Here is a 22,125-nt window from a genome sequence, read left to right as displayed (position 1 = left end):
TCACTGCAACGGTAGATGCGGTGGGAGGAGCGGCGACGACCGTCACATGGACGAGCAACAATGCGAAGGTAACGGTGGACAGCGCGGGGGAAGTAACCGTAGCGGCAGACGCCACGCCTGGGAATTATACAATCACGGCAACATCGACGGAGGACAGCAGCAAAAAAGGGACAGCGACGATCACGGTCACGGCGTCGCTTGTCTATAGAATCTCTGCAATTACGGATCAAACATTAACAGCCCTTACTCAAGGATACGTATCGGGTAGCCAAGAAACGAGACCCGTTACCATAATGAATACAGGTACTGACTTAGCCAACCTGTCGGTCACGCTTAGTGGCGCAAGCGCTAACGATTTTGTAATTACACAGCCGGATTCTGCATTAACTAGCGGTGAATCAACAAGCTTTGACATTCGTAGCAAGGATGGTTTGACGGCAGGTACCTACACGGCAACGGTCACCGTATTCGCAGATTACATGACACCTGTAACGTTTGTCGTAACGCAAGCTGTGAACTTGCCAAATGCTCCTGCAAATCCGCAAAACCTTGCGGCTGACGTCGGCGACCGTCAAATCACGCTGAGCTGGAATACCGTATCGGATGCCACGAAGTATCATATTTATATGGCAACGGATGCAGATCTAACGAGTATCATCGAAGTAGCGACAGTCACATCTTCTACCTACAGCGTACAAGATCTGACCAACGGCACCGCCTATTACTTTGTGGTAAAATCAGAAAACTTAGGCGGCTTGAGCGCGGCATCGAATCAAATTAGCGCGACTCCGTCAACAATCCCGGGAGAGCCGTCCAATGTGACGGCGGTCGCGGGTAACGGACAAGCTGTGATTACATTTACGGCTCCGAGCGATAACGGTGGAAGTACGATTACCGAATATGAAGTGACTGCTTCGCCGGGAAATATAGTTATCACCGGAGGAGCAAGTCCGGTAACCTTCACTGGATTGACGAATGATACGAGCTATACCTTTACGGTAAAAGCGATCAACGGTGCGGGGAGAAGTGCAGCTTCCACAGAATCGAACGCCGTCATTCCGAGAGTTCCAAACACGCCATATGAGCCATATGAACCATATGAACCATATGAACCTTCCACTCCAACGGCTCCGGTCGATACGAGCACAGGCGTTGATATTCTTGTTAATGGGAAGGTCGAGAATGCGGGAACCGCTAAGATTGGGACGCGAGACAATCAGACCGAAATGATGGTGGTTGTGGATCAGAAAAAGCTGGATGAGAAGCTTGCAGCCGAAGGGCAACATGCCGTCGTCACGATTCCGATCAGCCAAAAATTCGATATCTTCGTTGGGGAACTGAACGGTCAAATGGTGAAGAACATGGAGAACAAGCAAGCCGTTCTAGAGTTCAAAACCGATTATGCGATTTACACACTTCCAGCTCGACAAATCAATATAGGCGCTATATCCGAGCAGGTCGGTGCGTTAATAGCGCTGCAAGACATTAAAGTGCGAATTGATATCGCGGTTCCGACAACGGATACGTTAAAGGTTGTGGAGAGCGCTGCAGCCAATGGCCAACTTGCGCTTGTCGCCCAACCCCTGAACTTTACGGTGAGAGCCGTCTATGGCGATAAAATCGTTGAAGTGTCGAAATTCGACGCCTATGTGGAGAGAACGATTGCCATTCCGGATGAGGTTGATCCGAGCAAGATTACTACAGGCGTTGTAGTTGAAAAGGATGGCTCAGTGCGTCATGTACCGACGAAAGTCCGACATACCAATGGGAAGTATGAGGCCCAAATCAACAGCTTGACCAACAGTACGTATGCCGTCGTATGGCATCCGCTCGAATTTACCGATGCGGCAAATCATTGGGGTAAAAATGCTATTAATGACATGGGATCTCGGATGGTCGTGGATGGAACAGGTAATGGTATGTTCAGTCCTGATCGAGCCATCACCCGTGCCGAATTTACAACCATCATTGTTCGTGGATTAGGCCTTAAGTTAGAGAATGGAGCAACGCCATTCTCGGATGTGAAACCGGCAGATTGGTACAGCAGTGCGGTCAATACGGCTTATTCATATCGGTTGATCAATGGTCTTGAAGACGGTACGTTCCGCCCGAACGACACGATTACGAGAGAGCAAGCCATGGTTATTCTAGCCAAAGCGATGGCAATAACCGGTTTGAAGGACGGGTTGTCCGAACAATCGACAGACGCTATACTTCGTCCGTTTGAAGACGCAGCAGGAGTGTCCTCATGGGCGCACAGCAGCGTTGCGGATAATCTGCAGGCTGGCATTGTTTTTGGGAGAAACGAGACTTTGCTAGTGCCTAAGGGTTACATGACCCGAGCTGAGGTGGCAACAATGATGCAGAGATTACTGCAAAAATCGAGTTTGATTTAAGTGGTTATTGTGGTATATGCTTCAACACAAAAAGATTGTCCGAAAAACTATCGGACGATCTTTTTGCAACTTATTTTCCCCAAACCAACATTGAGCAACCCTCGCTTCTCGTTTACAATAAGGAAATAAACGCTCAACTAGAGGGGGATCTGTATGGAGAATCAATACGATGCGTTAGCCGCCTTTTTCCTGCAGGTGCCTATAGATATACATGGTGTGTACCAATCCCTCCTTCGGGAAGGTATGCATCAAGGACATAAGGCGCAGCTCACAACGAAAAGCGGGATTCTTATTGCGCTACGGGGCGAAGCTGATTTTATTTATGATGGCAGCAGTTATTCGATGAGCCCGGGTATGGTGTTGGTGGGCGGCTACAATCGCCATTTTGGGATAACTGTACATTCTGCGGAATTCGAATATTTTCTTGTTCATTTTTTGCCAGTGGCCCCTGATCGGGAGGAGTCGGTGTTGGCCAAAGAGGTCAACTTGCTGCATATTGAGTTAGATGCGACGCTACTGCAAGTCATGAAGCAATTGAGACGGTATGCAACGGAGCTCGGCCATATAGAATTGTTAGAGAAGAAATCGTTAGTGTACCAATTGGTAAATAAGGTGTTGACGTATGAGCGATATTTGCAAAATAGCGAAAGCCATTCGATGATGGAGCAGACAATCGAATACATCCGACATCATTATATGGAGTCGATCACTTGGGAGAGTTTAGCGGATCAGCATCAAATGAGGGCGAAGTATTTTTCGCATATTTTTCAGAAGTATACAGGGACGGGCCCTATCCATTATTTGATTCAGTACAGGATGAAGGTGGCTCATGAACTGTTGATGACGACCTCTTTCTCGGTTAGGGACATCGCAGGCAGTGTGGGTTATCCAGATGCTTATTATTTCAGCAGGCTATTCAAAAAGCATTACGGGAAGTCACCGACTTCTCTAAAGTCGGGTGAATGAAGAATAAATCCATCCCGAAATCGGGAAATCGTCTATTTGCAGTAAGTTAAACACGATGTTAAACTTATCTTCGATAATGATAATCGTTATCATTTAAATTCAGGATGAACGAGAGGAAGATCAAGATGAGAAAACGTGTTCTGCCGCTGGTAACAGCGTCCTTGCTGGTGGCTTTACTTTTACTTATTAGTGCATGCTCGAGTACGGGGAAATCAAGAAGTGGAAGCCCGAGCCCGAGCGCGGCTCCTTCGGCTAGCCCATCGCCAGCCGCTTCAAGTTTTCCAAGAACAGTAGCTAGTGCTAATGGTACGCAAGTAACGATTGCCAAGAAACCAGAGAAAGTTGCTCTTGTGCATTGGGGATTAACGCAGGACCTTATCAGTTTTGAAATCCCATCCATTGGTGTTGCGCTTCCTTTTACGGAAAAGCAATCGCAATTGCAAACTGAGTTGTACAAGCCGTATACGAGCAAGTTTAAGGAAATAACGATTGTCGGTGAGAATACGGAAGTTAACTTGGAAAAGTTATTGCAATATGCTCCTGATCTTATCATCGCGGGTACAGAAACTAACAAAAAAGTGGCAGATCAATTGTCGAAAATTGCTCCGACTGTATTCCTTGATGAAACGAAAATGGATGTTTGGAATGATTGGCCAGGTGTGATGACGAAGTTCGGTGAAATGCTCGGGCAGGAAGATGTGGCGAAAAAAGCAATCGAGAAGTTCACAACCGCGTTCACGCAAGCGAAGGATCAGCTGAAAGGTGTGGAAGGAACGGTTGCCTACGCGCAGGTCAGAGAGAAAACGATGTGGCTGCAAGGCACCAAATATGCCGGTCATTACTATGAGCCGCTAGGTTTGAAGCCGCCAGAGCAAGCGAATGGAGACGGCGCGGAGCTTAGTCTTGAAGGCTTAACTAAAATCAATCCGGATTATATTTTCCTAGGATACTTTAACTACACGGATAAATCCCTGCCTGCTCTCGCGGATGAATGGGAGAAAACGGACGTTTGGAAATCACTCAAAGCCGTGAAGGCAAATCATGTGTACAAGATTAATGGTGCGGATGCTTTTGGATACGGTCCGATTAGTAGATTGTACGGCGTTAATGCTATTGTGAGTGCGCTGAAAAAGTAGGTAGAGATGCCGAGGCGGCTAAGGATTGAAAGTTATTCGTACACCCGCGTAACACAGTTGGTTTACGTTCCGATCTTTGTTTCACCGACTCTTCTAAAGGGTAATAAGTACAAACAAGCATCATACCCTTCAGGAGGTGTTTCACTATGGAAACAGACAACACGTTTCACGAAGCTGAGGAGGAAATTGTTCTACAAAAGCAAGGCAATGCCTTCATCCTCAACACACTGTCAGGTACGGTCGGCGAGATTACGTACAAGCTAGTCGATACCGACACTTGGGTAATTGATCATACCTATGTGGACCCGCGCTATCGTGGCCGTCAACTGGGTAAACAGCTGCTGGACATGGTCGTCCAAGAAGCCCGCGATAAGGGGCGCAAGATTATCCCTTCCTGCTCCTTCGCGTTAGAGGAATTCAAGAAAAACGCTACGTATGCCGATGTTTGGGACAATGATCAATCAGCGAGCGAGTTCTCCGACACGTATAGCTCAGGGAGCGCCATAACGAGGCGATAGGGATCGACATAAGCAGGCTAGCGTCCGATAGGATGCGGGCCTGTTTATTTTTTATGGCATTGGGCTATATGGCTAATTCCATCATCGGCCGTCGTTGTGGCTTGTGAAAACGCAAGGTGGCTGCCGATTCGTGTTTAGCTGTATAAACTACAGCTAATTTGCCTGAATTAGACGTAGTTTTGAGAATAAATGGAAAAAACACATTTAATCTATATGAATTTTGAAGAATTGAGTAAGTTGAAGGAATTTAACTACAGGAAATACAGTTAATCTTTCGAATTCGCGAAATCCGCTTCAAATAGAGGGAGAAAATCCAGTTAAGATTGTGGGAACCCGGGTTATTGAGCAGCGTTTATTAACAAAACAAGAGGCTGTATCCAAAAGTCTAAATGGACCTTTGGATACAGCCTCTTGCTGGTCTAAGCCATGCATATGTTATGCTGTCGGCATGCCATCCTGATGATCTGTCAGGCACAGCGCCGGCTTTACAAGTTATTGCGATAACGGCTGTTGGCACCTCCTACGTTGTTTACGTACCCATAGTCCGGATTGTACGTATCCGCATTGAGCGACTTGTGATCGCGGAAAATACGATACGCCCGGTTAGCGCGTTCGGCGTCGTCGTCTACGAGGACGAGCACTTTGCCATTTTGAACATATTCGTCATAGAGCATCGCGTCTTTCTCGGGGATACCGAGTCCGATCAAGCCGCCGACCAGTCCGCCTGCACTTGCCCCCACAGCTGCACCTGTTAAGGTAGCCACGATTGGACCTGCTACAAGGATGGGACCCAACCCAGGAATCGCCAAAGCGCCGATACTCACGAGCAGCCCCGTCACCCCGCCCAGTACGCCGCCTGTCGCTGCGCCTGTTGCAAGGCCTTCTTCCGCTTTGGTCGCGGTCGCTTCTTCAATATGGTCCAGATCACTGGGATTGCGGCCCACTACCGAGAGTTCCTCTGAGTGATATCCCTCTGCCTTCAATTGGTTGATAACGCGAATCGCTTCTTCTTCCGTGTTGAATACGCCGATAATATGTTTGCTCATGGTAATCCCTCCTGGAAAGTTGAGTGATAGCAAGCCGCCTAAGGCGACTGTGGTATAAGATTACTTACCCCCAATATCCTGATATCAAACAACTTTTAATAGAGTAGAGCGAAAACTTCAGGTGTTATTGCATCCCAGCGAGCCCGGATAAATGATGTTGTTCCATTTTTCAAAAGGAGTTTAAGATGGAATGTCGAAAAAAGAATAAATAACCAAAAAATTCATGTACAGGATGTGTTTAGGTTGTCACGAGAGCAATTTGAACGTCTAGTCAAAAGATTGGAAGAAGAGGCAAAGAAAGCACCAAAGTTATATCTGTTTAGAGTATTTTCTCTCGTAGGACTGGGCTTCGCCTATATTATAGTGATTATGGGGCTGCTGCTTGTGTTATCGTTACTGCTGCTTACCGTGCTTCTAAAAAGTCCCTTACTACTATTTAAGTTAGGCGTTCCTTTGTTTGCAGTGATTTGGATGATTTTGCGATCGCTTAAAGTCAAATTCCATGCCCCTGAGGGGATTGTAATGACGCAGCGAAATGCACCACTATTGATGCAAGAAGTGAAATCATTAAACAAGATAGCAAAAAGCATCCCAATCCATAAAGTATTGTTGACCAATGAGTTTAATGCATCTGTTGTTCAAATTCCGCGTCTAGGCTTGTTCGGATGGCATAGGAACTACTTAATTATTGGTTTGCCACTCATGCAGGCATTGTCCCGCGAACAGTTTCGTGCAGTTCTTGCGCATGAATTAGGGCATTTGTCGCGCGCTCATTCCAAATTTCACGGTTGGATCTACCGTGTACGAAGAACATGGAATCAGTTGATGGAGCAGTTCTCGGAAAAGAAGCAAGGATGGAGCTTTCTATTTAAAGCTTTTATTCGGTGGTATGCGCCTAAATTAAATGCTTATACCTTTGTTTTAGCCAGAGAGAATGAATACGAGGCGGATCGATTTGCTGCAAAATTAACAAGTCCAGGGGCTATGGCGGATGCTTTGGTACATATCTCGATTCAACATCGAAATCTAGATAAATATTTTTGGAATTCAATGGATAAGCGTGCGATTGATGAGGAAGAACCACCTCTCGTATATCAGGAGATGCATCGTTTTTTCCGTGAGCCGCAGGATAAAGCGGACACAAGGCTATGGCTGAATGAAGTGCTTCAAATTGAAACCGGCTATGTCGATACGCATCCCTCATTGAAAGATCGCTTGCGTTCGATTGGCCAGCAGGCTGAACCGCCCGTGTTAAGCGATATTTCATCGGCGGAAGCCCTCTTGGGAGATGCATTACATTCCCTGACGGATCAACTCAGCCAACAGTGGAGAATGAATGTTCGCAAATCTTGGTCAGAGCGGTTCCATTACTATCAGCAAATAAGAGAACATCTCGAGCGTGTCAAGTACGATAAAAGGAAAGACATGACGCTCAATCAGGTATGGGAAATTGCACAAATGACGAATCAACTGTATGGGGAAACTGACGCGCTGCCCATCTACCAATATCTCATTGGGCGTGATCCTCATTTTGCTCCGGCTTATGCGGAAATGGGGGCCGCACTTCTCATTACGGATGAAGAGGAGCAGCATCCACTTGGTGTTGAAGCCTTGAGGAAAGCGATGGAATTAGACCATGCTTTCACATTCGAAAGTTGTCGGCAATTAATTGCTTATTACGCCAAGCTGGGCAAAGAAGATAAAGTGAAGGAATATATCGCCTATGGTCAGCAGTATGCGGAACGAGTCCATCTAGCGAACGCAGAGCGAGCGCAAGTCAGCCATAAAGATACGTTTATCCCTCATGAGTTATCTGAGCAGTTTACCATAAGGATTAAGAAAGAGCTTCAACTGTATCCGATTATTAAAGAGGCTTATTTGGTTCGGAAGAAAGTCGAATATTTCCCGGAGAAAAATCATTACATCCTTATGCTCAAAGTGAAACGGCCGTTATTGGGAAATAAGAAGGCTTTTTATAGTAGTGTTGCGCAAAAAGTCGGGGAAGATAAGATCTTGCCTGCAGATACGACTGTCGTTTGTTTAAATTTACACAAGCGTTTTGCCAGAGTCGCTAGAAATACGCATAATCAATTTGCAAGCCGTTTATTTGGCAAGCAAAAGGGAACCAGTCCGTTAAATCCAGTGAACGCATATCAAGGCATGTTGTCCGGCATGCTTAACAAGTCCGTTCGTCAGGGTAACATAGGCAAAGTCCGGCTGTTGCTTGCGATTGGAGCCAATCCAAATCGTATCAAAAACAGCGAAGCTCCTCTAACCATCGCAGCAAGTGAAGGAAAGATGGATATGATGCAAACCTTACTTTCGGCCAACGCACAGATTAATTTAACAAATGCCGATGGGAATACGGCCTTATTCTGGGCTGCTTATCATAACCGAATAGCGGCAGTAGAGTTCTTGCTTCAGCATGGAGCAGATACAAATATTCGATTTATATCAGGAAGGTCTGTTCTTTCGGCCGTTTGTATGCACGGGTATGACCGCATGCTCCGGATTTTGCTTGAACATGGCGCAAAGCCAATCTTTACGTGCTATGACGGTGGGGAAACCCCTTTAATGGTGGCCACCTATAATGGGCGGTACACGTGCGTACAACAATTGCTGGATATGCAAGCAGATCCGAATATTCGTGATAACAGGGGAAATACGGCGTTAAGCTATGCTCAGGAATACGGATTTAAAGAAATAGCAGGCCTGCTCAGACAACATGGCGCTGTACTTTAGGAGTCGAATCATTGCGATTTATGTAACCAAACCTATATACTAACTGTATGGGCTGATAATGCCCTACCCATTATTCGATCTGAAAGGTGAGATAACCATGTCGATTGATTTATCCAAAGGTCAACGCATTGACCTAACCAAAACCAACCCAGGTCTTACCAAAATCATTGTAGGACTTGGCTGGGATACCAATAGATATAATGGCGGTGGAGATTTCGATCTCGATGCTTCTGCGTTTCTTCTTCATGAAGATGGCAAAGCAAAGTCAGCTGCAGATTTTGTTTTTTATAATAACCTTAAAGCTTATGATGGTGCTGTTGTTCATACAGGAGACAATCGTACGGGGGAAGGCGATGGCGATGATGAGCAGATTTTGATCGATTTTGCCAAAGTCCCTGCCGCGATCACTCGTATCGGTATTACCGTTACGATTCATGATGCGCAGCAACGTTCTCAAAATTTTGGACAAGTGAGCCACGCTTTCGTACGGGTAGTCAACGAAGCGAATAATAATGAGATTCTTCGATATGATTTGGGTGAAGACTTCTCGGTTGAGACAGCGGTCGTCTTCTGTGAGTTCTATCGTCATGGAGGCGATTGGAAATTCCAAGCGGTAGGTAGTGGTTTCGCAGGTGGTCTGGCTGCGCTAGTCACGAACTATGGCTTGAGCTAGAGTTTGGCTTGTTAAGGGTGGTTGCCTTCTGGTTACCACCCTTAAATTTACATATTTTATAGAGAAGGGTGAATTCAACATGACCGTCGTTGCTGTAATCAAAGGACAAAAGGTAGATGTAACGAAAACGCACCCAGAGCTTTCCAGTATAGCTGTATATATCGGTTGGCAGGCTCCCAATCAAATCGAACTCGATACTTCAGCCTTTTTACTTGCGCAGAACAGTAAGGTTCGTGGTGATGAAGATCTTATCTTTTACGGAAACCCAAGTAATAGCTTTATGACATACATCGAGAAGCAGACAAATGAAAGACAACTGAATATCGATCTGAAACGAGTGTTGACGGCCGTTGATAGAATTGCTTTTACACTTACGATCTATGAAAGTGAAGCGAGGCGTCAAAATTTTAGTGCGGTCAGCAGCGTCTATCTCCGTTTTGTGAATCAAACATCAGGGCAAGAAATACTTCGTTATGACTTGGGCAATCAATTCTCCGTAGAATCGGCCATTGTTATAGGAGAATTATATAGATACAACGGTGAATGGAAGTTCAGTGCAATCGGTGCTGGCTACGCTGGAGGGCTTAAAGCGCTATGTGCGAGTTATGGTGTTGTTGTAGATAATGAGCAGCCAACGTTGAAAGCTCCAGAAATTCAGATCGCGCCGCCGGAACCGAAACCGGAACAGGAAAAAGGACCACAGATTAATCTTTCCAAAATTGTATTAACGAAAAAGGGAGATAAAATCAACCTCGAGAAGAAGTCGGGCGGTCTTGGTGAAATCTTAATCAACCTGAACTGGAATCAACAACCGGCAAGCAACCGTGGCTTCTGGGGGAAATCATCCAGCGGGATTGATCTTGATTTGGCCTGTCTCTACGAACTTAAGGATGGCAGAAAAGGATTAATTCAGGCACTAGGCAATACATTCGGATCACTGACGCGTGAACCTTATATCGCTCTGGATGGTGATGATCGAACGGGTTCGGTGAAAACCGGAGAGAACATTCGCATTAATGGAACCAAGCTTGCGGATTTCAAGCGGATACTCATTTTCACTTTCATTTATGAGGGTGTGTCAAAATGGTCTGAGGCGGATGGCATCGTCACAATTAAGCAAAATGGCGGACCTGACATCATTGTTAAACTTGATGAGCACGACAACGATCTTCCGATGTGTGCCATCGCTTTGATTCAGAATGTGAAGGATGAAACGTTGAGTATTGAGCGAATCGTACGACATTTTCAAGGGCATCAAGAGCTGGATAAGGCCTATAACTGGGGTTTAAGATGGGTTGTAGGAAGCAAATAAACCGAGGAATGACGTAAGACAAGGGTATCGTTCTAGGAGGGTCCGTCCATGTTAGAATTCTCTTTTGAAATCATATCAGATTCTAATATTAACATCGAATATATCTATGGCAGCGAACTGTTCAAGTTAAATCTTTTTCTGAAAAATGGTTCTTGGACCATCCACCCCTTCGACGGAATGCTCCTTCAAAATCGAGAATTATGCAAACTCGTCATCATTGACTTATTCAAAAATAAATATTTTCAAATCATGCTGGCGAAAGAAAATATTGCTTTGTCGAGTTTACGAACATCGATTGAATTGGAGCCATCGAGAGAGCCTGAGGCATCTAATCCTGCTGAGCGTAGAGGGGGCAGCTGGGAAGATCCGATTGATCAAACAGAAGAATTCATTGGCAATCATTCTATTGAGGAAATTATCCAAATCGAGCATGATTTGCTTGAGCAAAGAGTTACCTTTTACGGAGATTTGTTGAAGAAAATGTTCATGGATAACTATGGTCCTGGAGATTATGAGTTTGATAAGGTGCAGTCCCTGGTACGTATATTCAAGGAGTCGCAAGGTAAGATGATCGAGCTTACGAATACCAAGTAGTCGATAGGGATTACTGAGCAATAGACCTCACCTGCCACGAAATGGCCAAGGAGGTCTATTTTTCGTGTATTTACCACCTTTTAGCATACGAGATCAAGAAAAGAGAAGTGGAGTCAAAAATGTCATATATCTGCCAAATGGTATGTTACAAGAGAATTTCATTTTTTAAGAAATGTCTAATAGACGGCGTAGTCAGTCAAGTCCTACAGTTAGTACACTGGTTGATTGTACCAGCAGGTATGAGCTCATCGGTTCGTTATGGATTCTGTTTGGCGGGGAGGGAAGAAGGAGCAGTTCTGACTAATGGCAGCAAGTGATTCTTAGGATATGCAAAGCTTTGCACGATTAGGAATTTCCGAGAGTTATCAAGATCCGCTCGCAGCTCAAACAGAAGGAGTGAAATTAAAAATGCGAAATAGCAGGCAATGGAAAAAAGTCGTGTCGTTACTTCTTGCAAGCGCTCTCTTATTACCGAACTGGTTGGTTGCGTCTGCCGCTGTTGGTAACAATGGGGCCGAACTCGATAGTGTTTATTATAGTGATTTCGGTGATTCAGTCGCACCTGATCCCGTCAATTGGGGATTTGTAACAGCGAATGCTACGGTATCGATTAATACATATGAAGTGATGGGGAATAACACCCCGATGCTGCAGTTCACCCAGACGAACCAAAGCGGGGGGCGCGTAGCGACCAAGACCTTCGGCACTTCGGTTAAAGGCAGCCAAATTCTCGTTGAATTTGATTGGTATCCTGGCAAAGTGAATGATAAAGCTGCGAGCAATCCTAGTGAAAACGGCGGCCAGTTTAGAATCCTCGACAGCACTGGCAATACGGTATTTACCGTAAACAATACAAATAATGCACCTTTGCAATATTTCGCAGGAAAGCAGCCTGCCGCTAGTACGGGTTTTACGAATCCTCAATCGTGGTATAAAGTAGGGATTAATCTTGATGTGGAAAATGAAGTCGTCAAATTTAAGCTAACCGATAAGTCTACGGGTACAACTCAAGAATTCACGTCCTCGCTGAATGGTGTAGCGTTTGATGGTTCAGTGGCTTCGATTAAATTGGTGGGCATGCGGACATCTGGCAATAATATTGCTTGGACGACGTACCTGGATAACTTCGGTGTCTATCATATGCCGATTCCAGAAAATCGGATTACGAAAGTGGATAAATTATCTTATCATACGGTGTATGTAGATCAAACTAAACGGGACATTCATTCCATTGGTTTACCGCAATCCGTTAGCGTGACCCTAGCCAATAATAGTAAGGTATCCGTGCCTGTCAGTTCGTGGGTTAACGTTGGTAACCCTTGGAATCCTCATGAAGCGGGCGTATACACATTTAAGGGTGAACTTGCGGTTCCTGCGGGTTTGGAGAACGGTTTTGGCCGATATGCAACCCAATATGTATACAACCGTCTTACACCGCCAGATACGGCAAGACAGACAGAGTGGCTGGACAGAGGCGTTATCGCTTTAAAATCCAATGAGGGCATATTCGTAAGCTGGCGTCTGCTTGCAGATGAGTATGATCGCGATGTGAAGTTCAATATTTACCGCAATGGGCAAAAGCTGAATACGTCACCATTGTCTGTGACCAATTTTGCGGACACGGCTGGCGTCGCCGGAGACACCTATGAAGTGGAGACACTTGTCAATGGAAAGCCAGCAAAGGATAGAGAAGAAACAACAGCAGCAGCTAACGATTATCTTTCGATTCCTATGCAAAAGCCTGAGGGAGGAACTACGGCCACGGGCAGCTATACCTATAGTGTCAATGACGCTGGTGTAGGAGATTTGGACGGTGACGGTGAGTATGAGGTTATCGTGAAATGGTACCCTTCCAACGCTATCGACAGTTCACAGAACGCGATGACGGGGCCGACGATTTTTGATGCTTATAAAATGGATGGCACCTTATTGTGGCGGATGAATATGGGGCTTAATCTCACATCTGGAGCGCATTATCATCAATTTATCATCGCAGATTATGATGGGGACGGCAAAAGCGAGTTTCTTATTAAAACCGCGGATGCAACGACCGTCTACGGGGTTACAGATGGCAAATTTGATAGCAGCAAGGTGATCAGTGTAATCGGTAATGCGGCGGATAATGGCAAATGGGTAAATGAGTTCGGCCATGTTTTCGGGGGGCCGGAGTACATTTCCGTTTTCAAGGGTGAAACGGGTAAGGAGATCGATACCATTGATTATGCATTCCCGCTGGGGGATGTGGCTTCATGGGGAGACACTTGGCATAACCGTTCGGACCGTTTCCTTGCAGGATTAGCTTATTTGGACGGTAAGAAGCCAAGCGCCATTTATGGCAGAGGCTACTATGAACGGACGACGTATGTGGCCTATAGCTTAGTGCATGGCAAGCTCAAAGAAGAGTGGACCTTCGACTCCGCTCGGGAGGGGAGAGGGGCAGGCTTAGGCTTCCACAATCTGGCTACGGCGGATGTTGATAATGACGGTTTCGACGAAGTTATCGCAGGATCGTTGACCCTCGATCAGGACGGCACCATTCTCTATGAAATGGATGGGGAGATGCAGCGTGAACAGGGTTCACACGGCGATGCGCTCCATGTAGGGGCATTTGATCCAGCTCGTGAAGGTTTGCAAGTCATGGCGGTACATGAAGTCCCGTCTGTAGCATCGGTAGAGCTCCATGATGCTGCAACAGGGGAAACACTGATGTCCTACAATGGTTACGTGGATACTGGACGAGGTTTGGCGGCTAACATTACGGCTAGCCCAGGCTTTGAGTTCTGGGGCACAGGGGGCACCACGCCAGCATCAGGCGGAGGCATTTATAACGTACAGGGGCAGGTTGAAGCCGATAGCTTTAGAACAGCAGGCGTATCTGTGAACTTCTCTCTTCTCTGGGATGGGGATTTATTGAATGAGTTGCTGGATAATACATCGATCACGAAATATAATCCAAGCACGAAGAAAGCAGAGCCTTTAAAAAGCTTTGCAGACGTAGTCAGCAATAATGGAACGAAGGCGACTCCGACCTTACAGGCTGATATCCTAGGAGACTGGCGTGAAGAAGTTCTTTTGCCTACAACAGACAGCTCGGAACTGAGAATCTTCAGTACGACGATTCCTACGGAATACCGGATTTATACACTGATGCATGACCCCGTATATAGGAATGGAATCGCATGGCAGAACACGGCCTACAATCAGCCGCCGCATTTAAGCTTCTACCTCGGTGAAGATATCAGAGAGACGGTTCTTGCAGGCGGATTGCAAGCGCCTAACGTCGATTATACCGACAAGCACCACGATAAGAAGCCGAAGAAACCGAAAGATCCTAAAGATCCTAAAGATCCTAAAGATCCTAAAGATCCTAAAGATCCTAAAGATCCTAAAGACCCGAAAGATCCTAAGGATCCTAAAGATCATAAATGATGCAAAAACCCGCTCATGGAGCGGGTTTTTCATTCCAAATAAGAATGATGATGTGTTGGTGGCTGGAAGTATCGTAAACATACGGTGTCCAGACAAATAGCTGGATTTTATACAGCTATATTTCGGTATTTTCCAATCAAAAGTTCATTAGATGGAGAACCTACAGTTAATTTTAACCATTTTAGCCTATCTGAACAAAAGAGGTAGTTTTAACTACATATTTTACAGGTAAATCGAGTTTTTGATGATATTTCTCTTAAATAGCTGTACATTTTCCAGTTAATACTCCAATACCGTGTGAAATCCCGTTTGATAGATTGGCGTCTTCTCTACCTTTACAAACAGAAACTCAACACGACCGTAATATCTTTCTCCGTTAGATCGATATGTCCGTGTTCATTTCGGTTTAATTGATACCCGTTCTCCTCAATCCCTTTACATATACGAAATAGCCGATGTTCATCCATTTGGATAAGCTTCGCGAATTGTGATAAATACATGGGCGTATCATTTAGAGAAATCATCCTACCTACCTACTCTCTGTGAGGGTTATTTGCGACTTAGAATTAAATTAACAAGAATGGGTTGAAAAGTATCAGGAAAATTGTCGTCGAACCGTTCGAAATAGGGATTGTTTGATAGTTTGTCACAAACCGTGGTCAGGCAGTCAGAGATGAGCACGAAATCAACAAAAAAAGGCCGCCGCATCATAGCGACAGCCTAATCACCGATATTTTTCTGAGCATGTACCAAGTGTTTATCTACAGAGCCACGATATACACCGTTTCGACCATTCCTTTTGGCTCGGTAAAGGGCCTTGTCACACGTGGAGTAAAGCTCCTCAAGATGTGTGTGCTCATCAGGTATGACCGTGAGAACTCCTAAACTGATGGTATAGGAGAGTTGTAGTCCAGGAACTTGCGCGCCTTCTGCAGCCTGTCTAAGCTTCTCTGAATAAAGGGAGGAATCCCCTTCATCCATGCCAGGAACGATGATGGCAAATTCATCTCCGCCGTATCTGGCAAAAAGATCATCAGCACCAAGCTGCTCCTTCATTCGTGTTGTAAGGTCGACGAGCACTTGATCGCCAGTATCATGTCCGAATGTATCATTAATGGACTTGAAATTGTCAATATCAAACAGCAGCAAGGTGATGGGTTTCTGCATTTTCGCGTAAGTGGTAATGTATTGATTGGTACGAGTGATGAACGTCCTGCGATTCAGTGTACCGGTCAAATCGTCATAATTGGCCAGCCGAAGCAGGGCTTGGTCGGTTTGTTCTTTCATCAAGAGAATGAATCCTGTATTTCCCGCAATCATGACGAAATATTGGCCTAGCAGGAATATGGTCTGATTCCCATTGAGATGATAGAAGCTAATCAATGTATTGAAGAATACGGCACTAACGAGACGAATCAGAAGAAATACCAAGACTGTGAGATACAGATAGCCTAGGACATGGGTAACCATGGAGGCGGCTCGTTTCTGAATCATTTTGTATGCGGGTATGAGGAGGCTCGTAGCGATACCTATGGAGACAAAGGCAATTCTGAGTTTCTCTACATTGTCGAAAAGCAGGATCAAATGGAAACCAATAATGTTGCAAATGGTCAAAACAATATACAGGTTACGCGTCAGCTTGCTCAGGATATTCTGAATTTTCAGCACGGCAATGGTTTCAAAGGCATAACCGAGAAAAAGCGAAGAGTTCACAAGTGAGATTGTAAGCGTATCCGATAGGCCGCCACGGAGAATTAAGATTACCCACGCAGTGGCTTGTAAGCATTTTGCATAGAAAAAGTATCTGATTGTACTTTCGCTCTTATGTTGACGCCAATAGGCGATTATGAACACGGCTGTAAAGAGGTGGCCGATGACAAGTGTCAACAGGATGGTTTTCATATCTAATAGTAGATCCATTTTGAACCTCATCTGACTGTTAGAAGTTTTGGATGTTCTCAAAAAAAATGTCGAATACCATTACTTTACCATAGAATTGAAGTGGTTTGCTTCGAATTTTTGCTAACGATCGTTTTCGAGTCAATTCGACTGTACAAACCAAATATTCCTTGAAATGTATGGAACAAGTGTGTCACTATAGACCTATATAGACATAAATTGAATGATGGTGATTTGGGATGAATTATTCGGGACGAATCGTTATAATTTCGGTCGTTTTAGTCACGATTGTAGCCTTAAGAACCTATGGTACGATGTATTATAATTTTCCATCTCTTCAGTTTCCTGTCGCCGGCATATTGATTCTATTGGCAAGCTGGGTGCTAGGCACGCAGTATGATCGTTTGAAGTTCCTCTCAGAGAAAGATAACCTTACAACACTGTATAACCGAAGATTCATCCTCGAAGCTTTTCCTAAGCTCATCACTTCCGTGGAGCGCAGACAAGGGCAGTTGATTTTATATTTCATTGATGTTGATAATTTCAAATTAATTAACGACTCTCGCGGGCACAAGATCGGTGATCAAGTTCTGCAGCGCATCGCAAATGTCTTATTGCTCGATTTACAGAAAAAAGATTTAGCCGCACGGTGGGCGGGGGATGAATTTCTGATTCTCTCGACGTCTACGGATGCGTCCAAGAAAGAAGTATTGATCAGTCATATTCAGAATGAATTAATGCTAGCTTCGCGAGAGTTCAATTTGGAAATATCCGTATCGATCGGAACCGCGGTGTATCCTAACGAGGCGCGAACGTTGGATGATTTACTACATGCAGCAGATCTGGATATGTATTCTTTGAAGTCAGGTAGGAAAAATACGAACATTGTGGCTGAAAGCCACTAAACTATCAGAAAGAGCCTGTCACTTATTTACAAGTGACAGGCTCTTTTCTTTACTACTTAAGAAAGTATAAGTATTCGACATCCGAAAGCCGCTTTTTTATAGGCGATAAAACCTACATCTTATATTCGGTGGTTGATGGTAGGTACTAAAGCCGATTACGGTTTGTTCGGAACAACACACGTGCCGTCTAAACAAGCTTCATCGCTGGCTGTTTCTACAACCTGTGCCGGCTGCTCGGCAACCCAGAGCTGTTGCATAGCGTTCAAGTAAACGCCGCTTGCTTGAGCCCCAGATATGGCATGCTTGCTGTTAATGACATAATACGGAACGCCGCGAATGCCCATACGGCTGCCATTCTCTTCTTCGGTCCGCACGGACTGGGCGAACTGATCACTCGCGAGAACGGACAAAGCTTCCTCCCGATCAATCCCAACGGCTGCAGCGATGTCCGCAAGGACATCGTGGTCGCTGATATTTGTGGACTCGGTGAAGTAGGCGCGGAACAACAACTCGGATATAGCTGCGCCTTGACCATGTTGCTCGGCAAATAGTCGCAACCGATGAGCATCGAACGTATTCGTCAGCACAAGGCTGTCGAATTGAAAATCGAGCCCATCTGCCGCAGCTTGCCGACGCATCTGCTCATTCATCGTGATGGCTTCCTGGCGGCTCATGCCGTAGCGGGAAGAGAGCATATCATAGACGTCATGCGGGACGCTTTTGGGGGCATGACGGTCTAGCTCGAAGCTGCGATAGACAACTTGAACCTGATCGCGGTGTTCAAATTCCGCTAGAGCTTGCTCAAAGCGACGTTTCCCAATATAACAGAACGGACAAGCGAAGTCCGACCATATTTCAACTTGCATAAGGTTCACCTCTATGTTGGGTTAATATAAGGATTATGAATTGAATAATAGCGCAATACTTTCATGAATGGAAGTCGGTTTTTTCCCGATGAGCTTCTCAAGGTCTGGGGATGTGTGTCCTTCTGTTCCTGCGGCCATCTTGCTGTCAATGGCAACTAGGAACTGGGCGAGACCTTCAGGCAGTCCAGCCTGAACCATACCTTGGAGGGAGTCAGCATCGGAGACGGTTTGGTGAGTTACTTTTTTGCCGGATACGTGAGATAAAATGTCTGCTAATTGCGCGAAGCTCCATGACTCGGATGACGCTAATTCGTAGACTTGGCCTTGATGTCCATCTTCGGCAAGAACAGTTGCCGTAGCCAACGCTAAGTCATCACGTGTCACTGTATTAATTTTCCCTGTACCTGCTGAATTTATAATGCTGCCGTTATCGATGTAAGCTTGCAAGCTTGGATTCACATAAAGCTCCTGATACCACGTATTGCGCAGAATCGTTGTTGGAATGCCTGATGCCTTCAGCGCAAATTCGGTTGCTAGATGTACATTAGCCAGAGGGGCGAAAGCATCTACATCCGCAAAGGCGAAACTCGTGTAGACAATGTGGGGAACGCCTGCTTTTTTGGCGGCTTCAATCGCACTAACGTGTTTGCGAACACGACTGATCGATTCATCTTGTGGGGAAGAAATCAGTAAAAGCTTGGATGCATCCGCATAAGCTTGCTCCAGTGAGGATGGAACATCCCAATCCCCATAGCGAACTTCGATGCCTAAATCTGCAAATTCAGCAGCCTTCTCAATATTGCGAACACTAACGGCGATCTCACTTGCTGGAATTTTGTTAAGTAAATGCTGAACCACTAATTTTCCTAATTCACCTGTTGCTGCGGTAACGAAGATTTTTGACATCATGATGTCCTCCTATTTATAAAAAAATGTTGTTGGATAATTCGCTATAGTCATATATTATGATAGTATCTCGAAAAATGTAAGTAGTCATTAAAATATGACCTAGTCATAAAAATAGAACCATCAAGGAAGGAACGGGATCGCGCATGTCTCGGACAACATTTCAGGGGGAAATTCCAGCGGAACAAATCGAAGTTTGCCCCATTACTGATACCCAAAATGTCATTGCTGGGAAGTGGAAAATCCTTATTCTATGGCATTTAAAGGAAACGAGAAGATTCGGTGAGCTGCAACGACTGGTGCCAGGGGTATCCAAAGGTATATTAACGTCGCAGTTGAGAGAGCTAGAAAAGGATGATATGGTGCATCGAAAAGTCTATCAGGAGGTTCCTCCGAAGGTAGAATACTCACTGACAGAAGCAGGACGAAGCTTTATACCGATCCTCGAGAGCATGGGGGAGTGGGGGAAGAAGTACGGGACGATGAGCAAGCAGAGTGGTGAGTGAAGGCCGCGAATAGCAGGATACCTATTTTCAAAGAAAGCAGTGATTACGAATGAAGGTGAAAAATAGCGAGAATGCCAAAATAATCTTGGCTGATCAACTGTCTGAACTTAATAAAGAGGAACTAGTTGCGTTACTTGTCCACTTCTCGGAGGAAATCAAGGAAGTGGAGCAATTGCTTACGCTTAAATTTCAAGATTCCAGCAGTAGTGAGGCATTAACTTCCTATAAAAAAATGATTCGAACCCATATTAAACAAAACGCAGACCGATATGGTTTTGTCGCGTATCGAAGTGTGTCAAAGGCTGTAGTTGGAGCAGAAATGGTCATGGTCAAAGCCGAAGAAGTATTGGAAAGAGGGCAGCACATGCCCGCTGTCAAAATAAACTTTTGCATTCTGCATGAAATGGGGGATTTACTTCAATCCTGTGATGATTCTGATGGCATCGTAGGCGGTATGATTCAACAGTGTCTAAGATTCATTAATCAAGTAACGAGTGATATCGAAAGCATGTCCAGCAAGGACAGGTTGGACCTTTTTCAGCTTCTTTTAAAGGAGTCAGCGCATTCAAACCTCGAAGGATGGAGCGAGTGGCAATTATCAGTTCTGGAAGACGGCATGCTGCTGATAACGAATGAAAAAGAGAGGGCACAGTGGGAACAGCAACTAGCTAAATTAGTGAAGGAGGAAACCAGTTCCTCCTATAGTTCGTTTGTTGCTGAACAAGTCGCGTTGCTCCAGTACAAGGTGATTCAGAAGTTGGATAGTCCAGAAGAGTCAGCGACATTCTTAAACAACCATCTGGATTTTTCTGATTTTCGTAAGTTGGCCATTGATGATGCAATGGAACAAAGCCAGTTCCATAGAGCGTTGCAGTTAGCTGAGGAAGGGGAACTTAAGGATGCGAGTAAGGGTTACCCAGGACTGGTTAATAGGTGGAAAAAGTGTCGATTCGAAATTTACAAATGTACGCAGCAAGTTGAGAAGCAAATAGAGCTTGCGGAGGAATTTGTATCACAAGGAGAGTATTCCTTTTACTTGATCTTAAAAGAGTTATATTGCAATGATGACTGGCAGGCTGTAAAAGAGAGGATCTTGAATGAACTTGAACAAAGTCGAGGTTGGCAAACAGATGCCTTATACAGGCGTTTGCTTACAGAAGAGAAGGAGATACAGAGACTGTTTCAGTATGTCCAAAAGAATAACAGCTATGTGGTTGAATATTATCCATTTCTAATAGCTGAGTATGCAGAAGAAGTTTATGATTTGTTTGTGACCTTCATCACGCAAGAAGCATCTGATGCAACGAAGCGAAAGCAGTATCAGAAAGTGTGTCAACTCATCCGTCACATGATGAAAGCGAATGGTGTTGATCGGGCGGAGAAGTTAGTTCAACATTTCCGGTTGAAGTATCCGAATAGATCCGCTTTTAGCGATGAGTTGGATAAAATGAAGTTCAATTAGTAGAACCCCCGACTGCAAGAGTCGGGGGTTTATTGTGGGTTAACTGGTCAAGTTAACGTCTATGTAGGTAAAGTTCGCTTACTGTGGATTCGCAATAATCTTCCCGTTTTGCCACTCAAATTCATACTCGAATTGTTCCGTGGAGTCATATAGAGCTGGCGAGTACGGACCAACAATGTGTTTGTCTGTACGTAGATCCGTGATCGTTTCTGGCTGATTTTCTTTGGCAGCAACACCTAAAACAGATAGGGACAATATACAGAAAAGTACGAAACCTATTTTGGCTGTCATAGTCGGAGGCCTCCGTCACATTTAAGATATCTTCATCATACGTGCCGTATGTCATTGCAGTATTAGCTGAAAGTAAAGAGATTGTATTTACTTCTATTCTTACCCAACTCTCATAAAATGAAACAAGTGAGCCAGGTTCCAGAGTGGCAACAACGAGTAAGAGGAGTTAGTCCGATTTCACCGAACTAAAACGAGAATTACTTGAAAAAAAGGCCAATAGTCCGATTCAGCCGAACTAATTACCCATTTTCTCTGCGTGAGCGTTGTTGAGGTCGATTTAGTGAGGTTATTTAGGACTAATTGAGATGTAACGAGGTGAATAGAGAGATTAGTTCGGCAATTTCGGACTAAAGTGTTCCGGGGCAGTAATTGGGCCCTGATCATGCAAATTGAGGCGATTTTAATAGCGCTGGGCCTCGCTTTATTTTATTTTGACCTCTGTTCAAACTCTTATAGTAAGAAGTCATAGATTCATATA

At 44.9% G+C, this 22,125-nt stretch carries 18 protein-coding genes; 12 read left to right on the top strand and 6 right to left on the bottom strand.

Annotated features, from left to right (window positions below; translation table 11 throughout):
- From HQN88_RS34320 to HQN88_RS34305, 4 genes are all read left to right on the top strand, one after another.
- Window positions 1-2,396, top strand: a 2,396-nt coding sequence (locus tag HQN88_RS34320; RefSeq protein WP_173120749.1) for an S-layer homology domain-containing protein, incomplete at its 5' end; no start/stop codon positions are given.
- A 153-nt stretch (window positions 2,397-2,549) separates the two neighbouring features.
- Window positions 2,550-3,362: a helix-turn-helix transcriptional regulator gene (locus HQN88_RS34315; RefSeq protein WP_173120747.1), complete on the top strand. Its 813-nt coding sequence runs from the start codon at window positions 2,550-2,552 to the stop codon at window positions 3,360-3,362.
- 125 nt (window positions 3,363-3,487) lie between these two features.
- Window positions 3,488-4,498 carry an ABC transporter substrate-binding protein gene (locus HQN88_RS34310; protein WP_173120745.1) on the top strand — a complete coding sequence of 337 codons (1,011 nt, stop codon included), beginning with the start codon at window positions 3,488-3,490 and terminating at the stop codon, window positions 4,496-4,498.
- Window positions 4,499-4,644: 146 nt separating this feature from the next.
- Window positions 4,645-5,016 carry a GNAT family N-acetyltransferase gene (locus HQN88_RS34305; protein ID WP_173120743.1) on the top strand — a complete coding sequence of 124 codons (372 nt, stop codon included), beginning with the start codon at window positions 4,645-4,647 and terminating at the stop codon, window positions 5,014-5,016.
- A 485-nt stretch (window positions 5,017-5,501) separates the two neighbouring features.
- On the opposite strand, the gene HQN88_RS34300 is transcribed toward HQN88_RS34305, so the two are convergent.
- A complete protein-coding gene (locus HQN88_RS34300; RefSeq protein WP_173120741.1) occupies window positions 5,502-6,062 on the bottom strand; it encodes a general stress protein in 561 nt (186 codons plus the stop codon).
- Window positions 6,063-6,305: 243 nt separating this feature from the next.
- On the opposite strand from HQN88_RS34300, the gene HQN88_RS34295 reads away from it, so the two are divergent.
- The 5 genes from HQN88_RS34295 to HQN88_RS34275 all read left to right on the top strand — a co-directional run bounded on the left by HQN88_RS34295 (window position 6,306) and on the right by HQN88_RS34275 (window position 14,812).
- On the top strand, window positions 6,306-8,804 hold the full coding sequence (locus tag HQN88_RS34295; protein WP_173120739.1) for an ankyrin repeat domain-containing protein: 2,499 nt from the start codon (window positions 6,306-6,308) through the stop codon (window positions 8,802-8,804).
- A 97-nt stretch (window positions 8,805-8,901) separates the two neighbouring features.
- Complete coding sequence (locus tag HQN88_RS34290; protein WP_173120737.1) at window positions 8,902-9,477, top strand: TerD family protein; 576 nt, start codon at window positions 8,902-8,904, stop codon at window positions 9,475-9,477.
- 79 nt (window positions 9,478-9,556) lie between these two features.
- A complete protein-coding gene (locus HQN88_RS34285) occupies window positions 9,557-10,789 on the top strand; it encodes a TerD family protein (protein ID WP_173120735.1) in 1,233 nt (410 codons plus the stop codon).
- Window positions 10,790-10,837: 48 nt separating this feature from the next.
- Window positions 10,838-11,383, top strand: a complete 546-nt coding sequence (locus HQN88_RS34280) for a hypothetical protein (protein ID WP_173120733.1) — start codon at window positions 10,838-10,840, stop codon at window positions 11,381-11,383.
- Between the two features lie 408 nt (window positions 11,384-11,791).
- Entirely contained in the window at window positions 11,792-14,812 is a 3,021-nt protein-coding gene (locus HQN88_RS34275; protein WP_173120731.1) for a rhamnogalacturonan lyase, read from the top strand.
- Window positions 14,813-15,147: 335 nt separating this feature from the next.
- Here HQN88_RS34275 and HQN88_RS34270 read toward each other — a convergent pair whose 3' ends face one another.
- Window positions 15,148-15,336 carry a hypothetical protein gene (locus tag HQN88_RS34270; protein ID WP_173120729.1) on the bottom strand — a complete coding sequence of 63 codons (189 nt, stop codon included), beginning with the start codon at window positions 15,334-15,336 and terminating at the stop codon, window positions 15,148-15,150.
- A 196-nt stretch (window positions 15,337-15,532) separates the two neighbouring features.
- Window positions 15,533-16,732, bottom strand: coding sequence for a GGDEF domain-containing protein (locus HQN88_RS34265; RefSeq protein WP_173120727.1), 1,200 nt, complete (start codon window positions 16,730-16,732; stop codon window positions 15,533-15,535).
- 218 nt (window positions 16,733-16,950) lie between these two features.
- Here HQN88_RS34265 and HQN88_RS34260 point away from each other — a divergent pair, with 218 nt between their 5' ends.
- Entirely contained in the window at window positions 16,951-17,616 is a 666-nt protein-coding gene (locus tag HQN88_RS34260; protein ID WP_173120725.1) for a GGDEF domain-containing protein, read from the top strand.
- A gap of 155 nt (window positions 17,617-17,771) precedes the next feature.
- Here HQN88_RS34260 and HQN88_RS34255 read toward each other — a convergent pair whose 3' ends face one another.
- Together HQN88_RS34255 and HQN88_RS34250 are read right to left on the bottom strand one after the other, a co-directional pair.
- The gene (locus HQN88_RS34255) at window positions 17,772-18,482 is read right to left on the bottom strand and encodes a DsbA family oxidoreductase (RefSeq protein WP_173120723.1); all 711 of its coding nucleotides are present in this window, start codon (window positions 18,480-18,482) and stop codon (window positions 17,772-17,774) included.
- A 33-nt stretch (window positions 18,483-18,515) separates the two neighbouring features.
- Window positions 18,516-19,391 (bottom strand): SDR family oxidoreductase, encoded by an 876-nt coding sequence (locus HQN88_RS34250; RefSeq protein WP_173120721.1) that lies wholly within the window; start codon window positions 19,389-19,391, stop codon window positions 18,516-18,518.
- A 143-nt stretch (window positions 19,392-19,534) separates the two neighbouring features.
- Here HQN88_RS34250 and HQN88_RS34245 point away from each other — a divergent pair, with 143 nt between their 5' ends.
- Together HQN88_RS34245 and HQN88_RS34240 are read left to right on the top strand one after the other, a co-directional pair.
- Window positions 19,535-19,894 (top strand): winged helix-turn-helix transcriptional regulator, encoded by a 360-nt coding sequence (locus HQN88_RS34245; RefSeq protein WP_173120719.1) that lies wholly within the window; start codon window positions 19,535-19,537, stop codon window positions 19,892-19,894.
- 49 nt (window positions 19,895-19,943) lie between these two features.
- Window positions 19,944-21,356, top strand: a complete 1,413-nt coding sequence (locus tag HQN88_RS34240) for a hypothetical protein (RefSeq protein ID WP_173120717.1) — start codon at window positions 19,944-19,946, stop codon at window positions 21,354-21,356.
- A gap of 78 nt (window positions 21,357-21,434) precedes the next feature.
- Here the strand turns inward: HQN88_RS34240 and HQN88_RS34235 are convergent, their stop codons facing one another.
- A complete protein-coding gene (locus tag HQN88_RS34235; protein WP_173120715.1) occupies window positions 21,435-21,647 on the bottom strand; it encodes a hypothetical protein in 213 nt (70 codons plus the stop codon).
- Between the last annotated feature and the right edge of the window lie 478 nt (window positions 21,648-22,125).

This window comes from Paenibacillus qinlingensis, assembly GCF_013204845.1.
Lineage (GTDB): Bacteria > Bacillota > Bacilli > Paenibacillales > NBRC-103111 > Paenibacillus_E > Paenibacillus_E qinlingensis.
The sequence above is the reverse complement of the archived record's forward strand: the minus strand, read 5'-3'. Positions and strand labels throughout refer to the sequence as shown.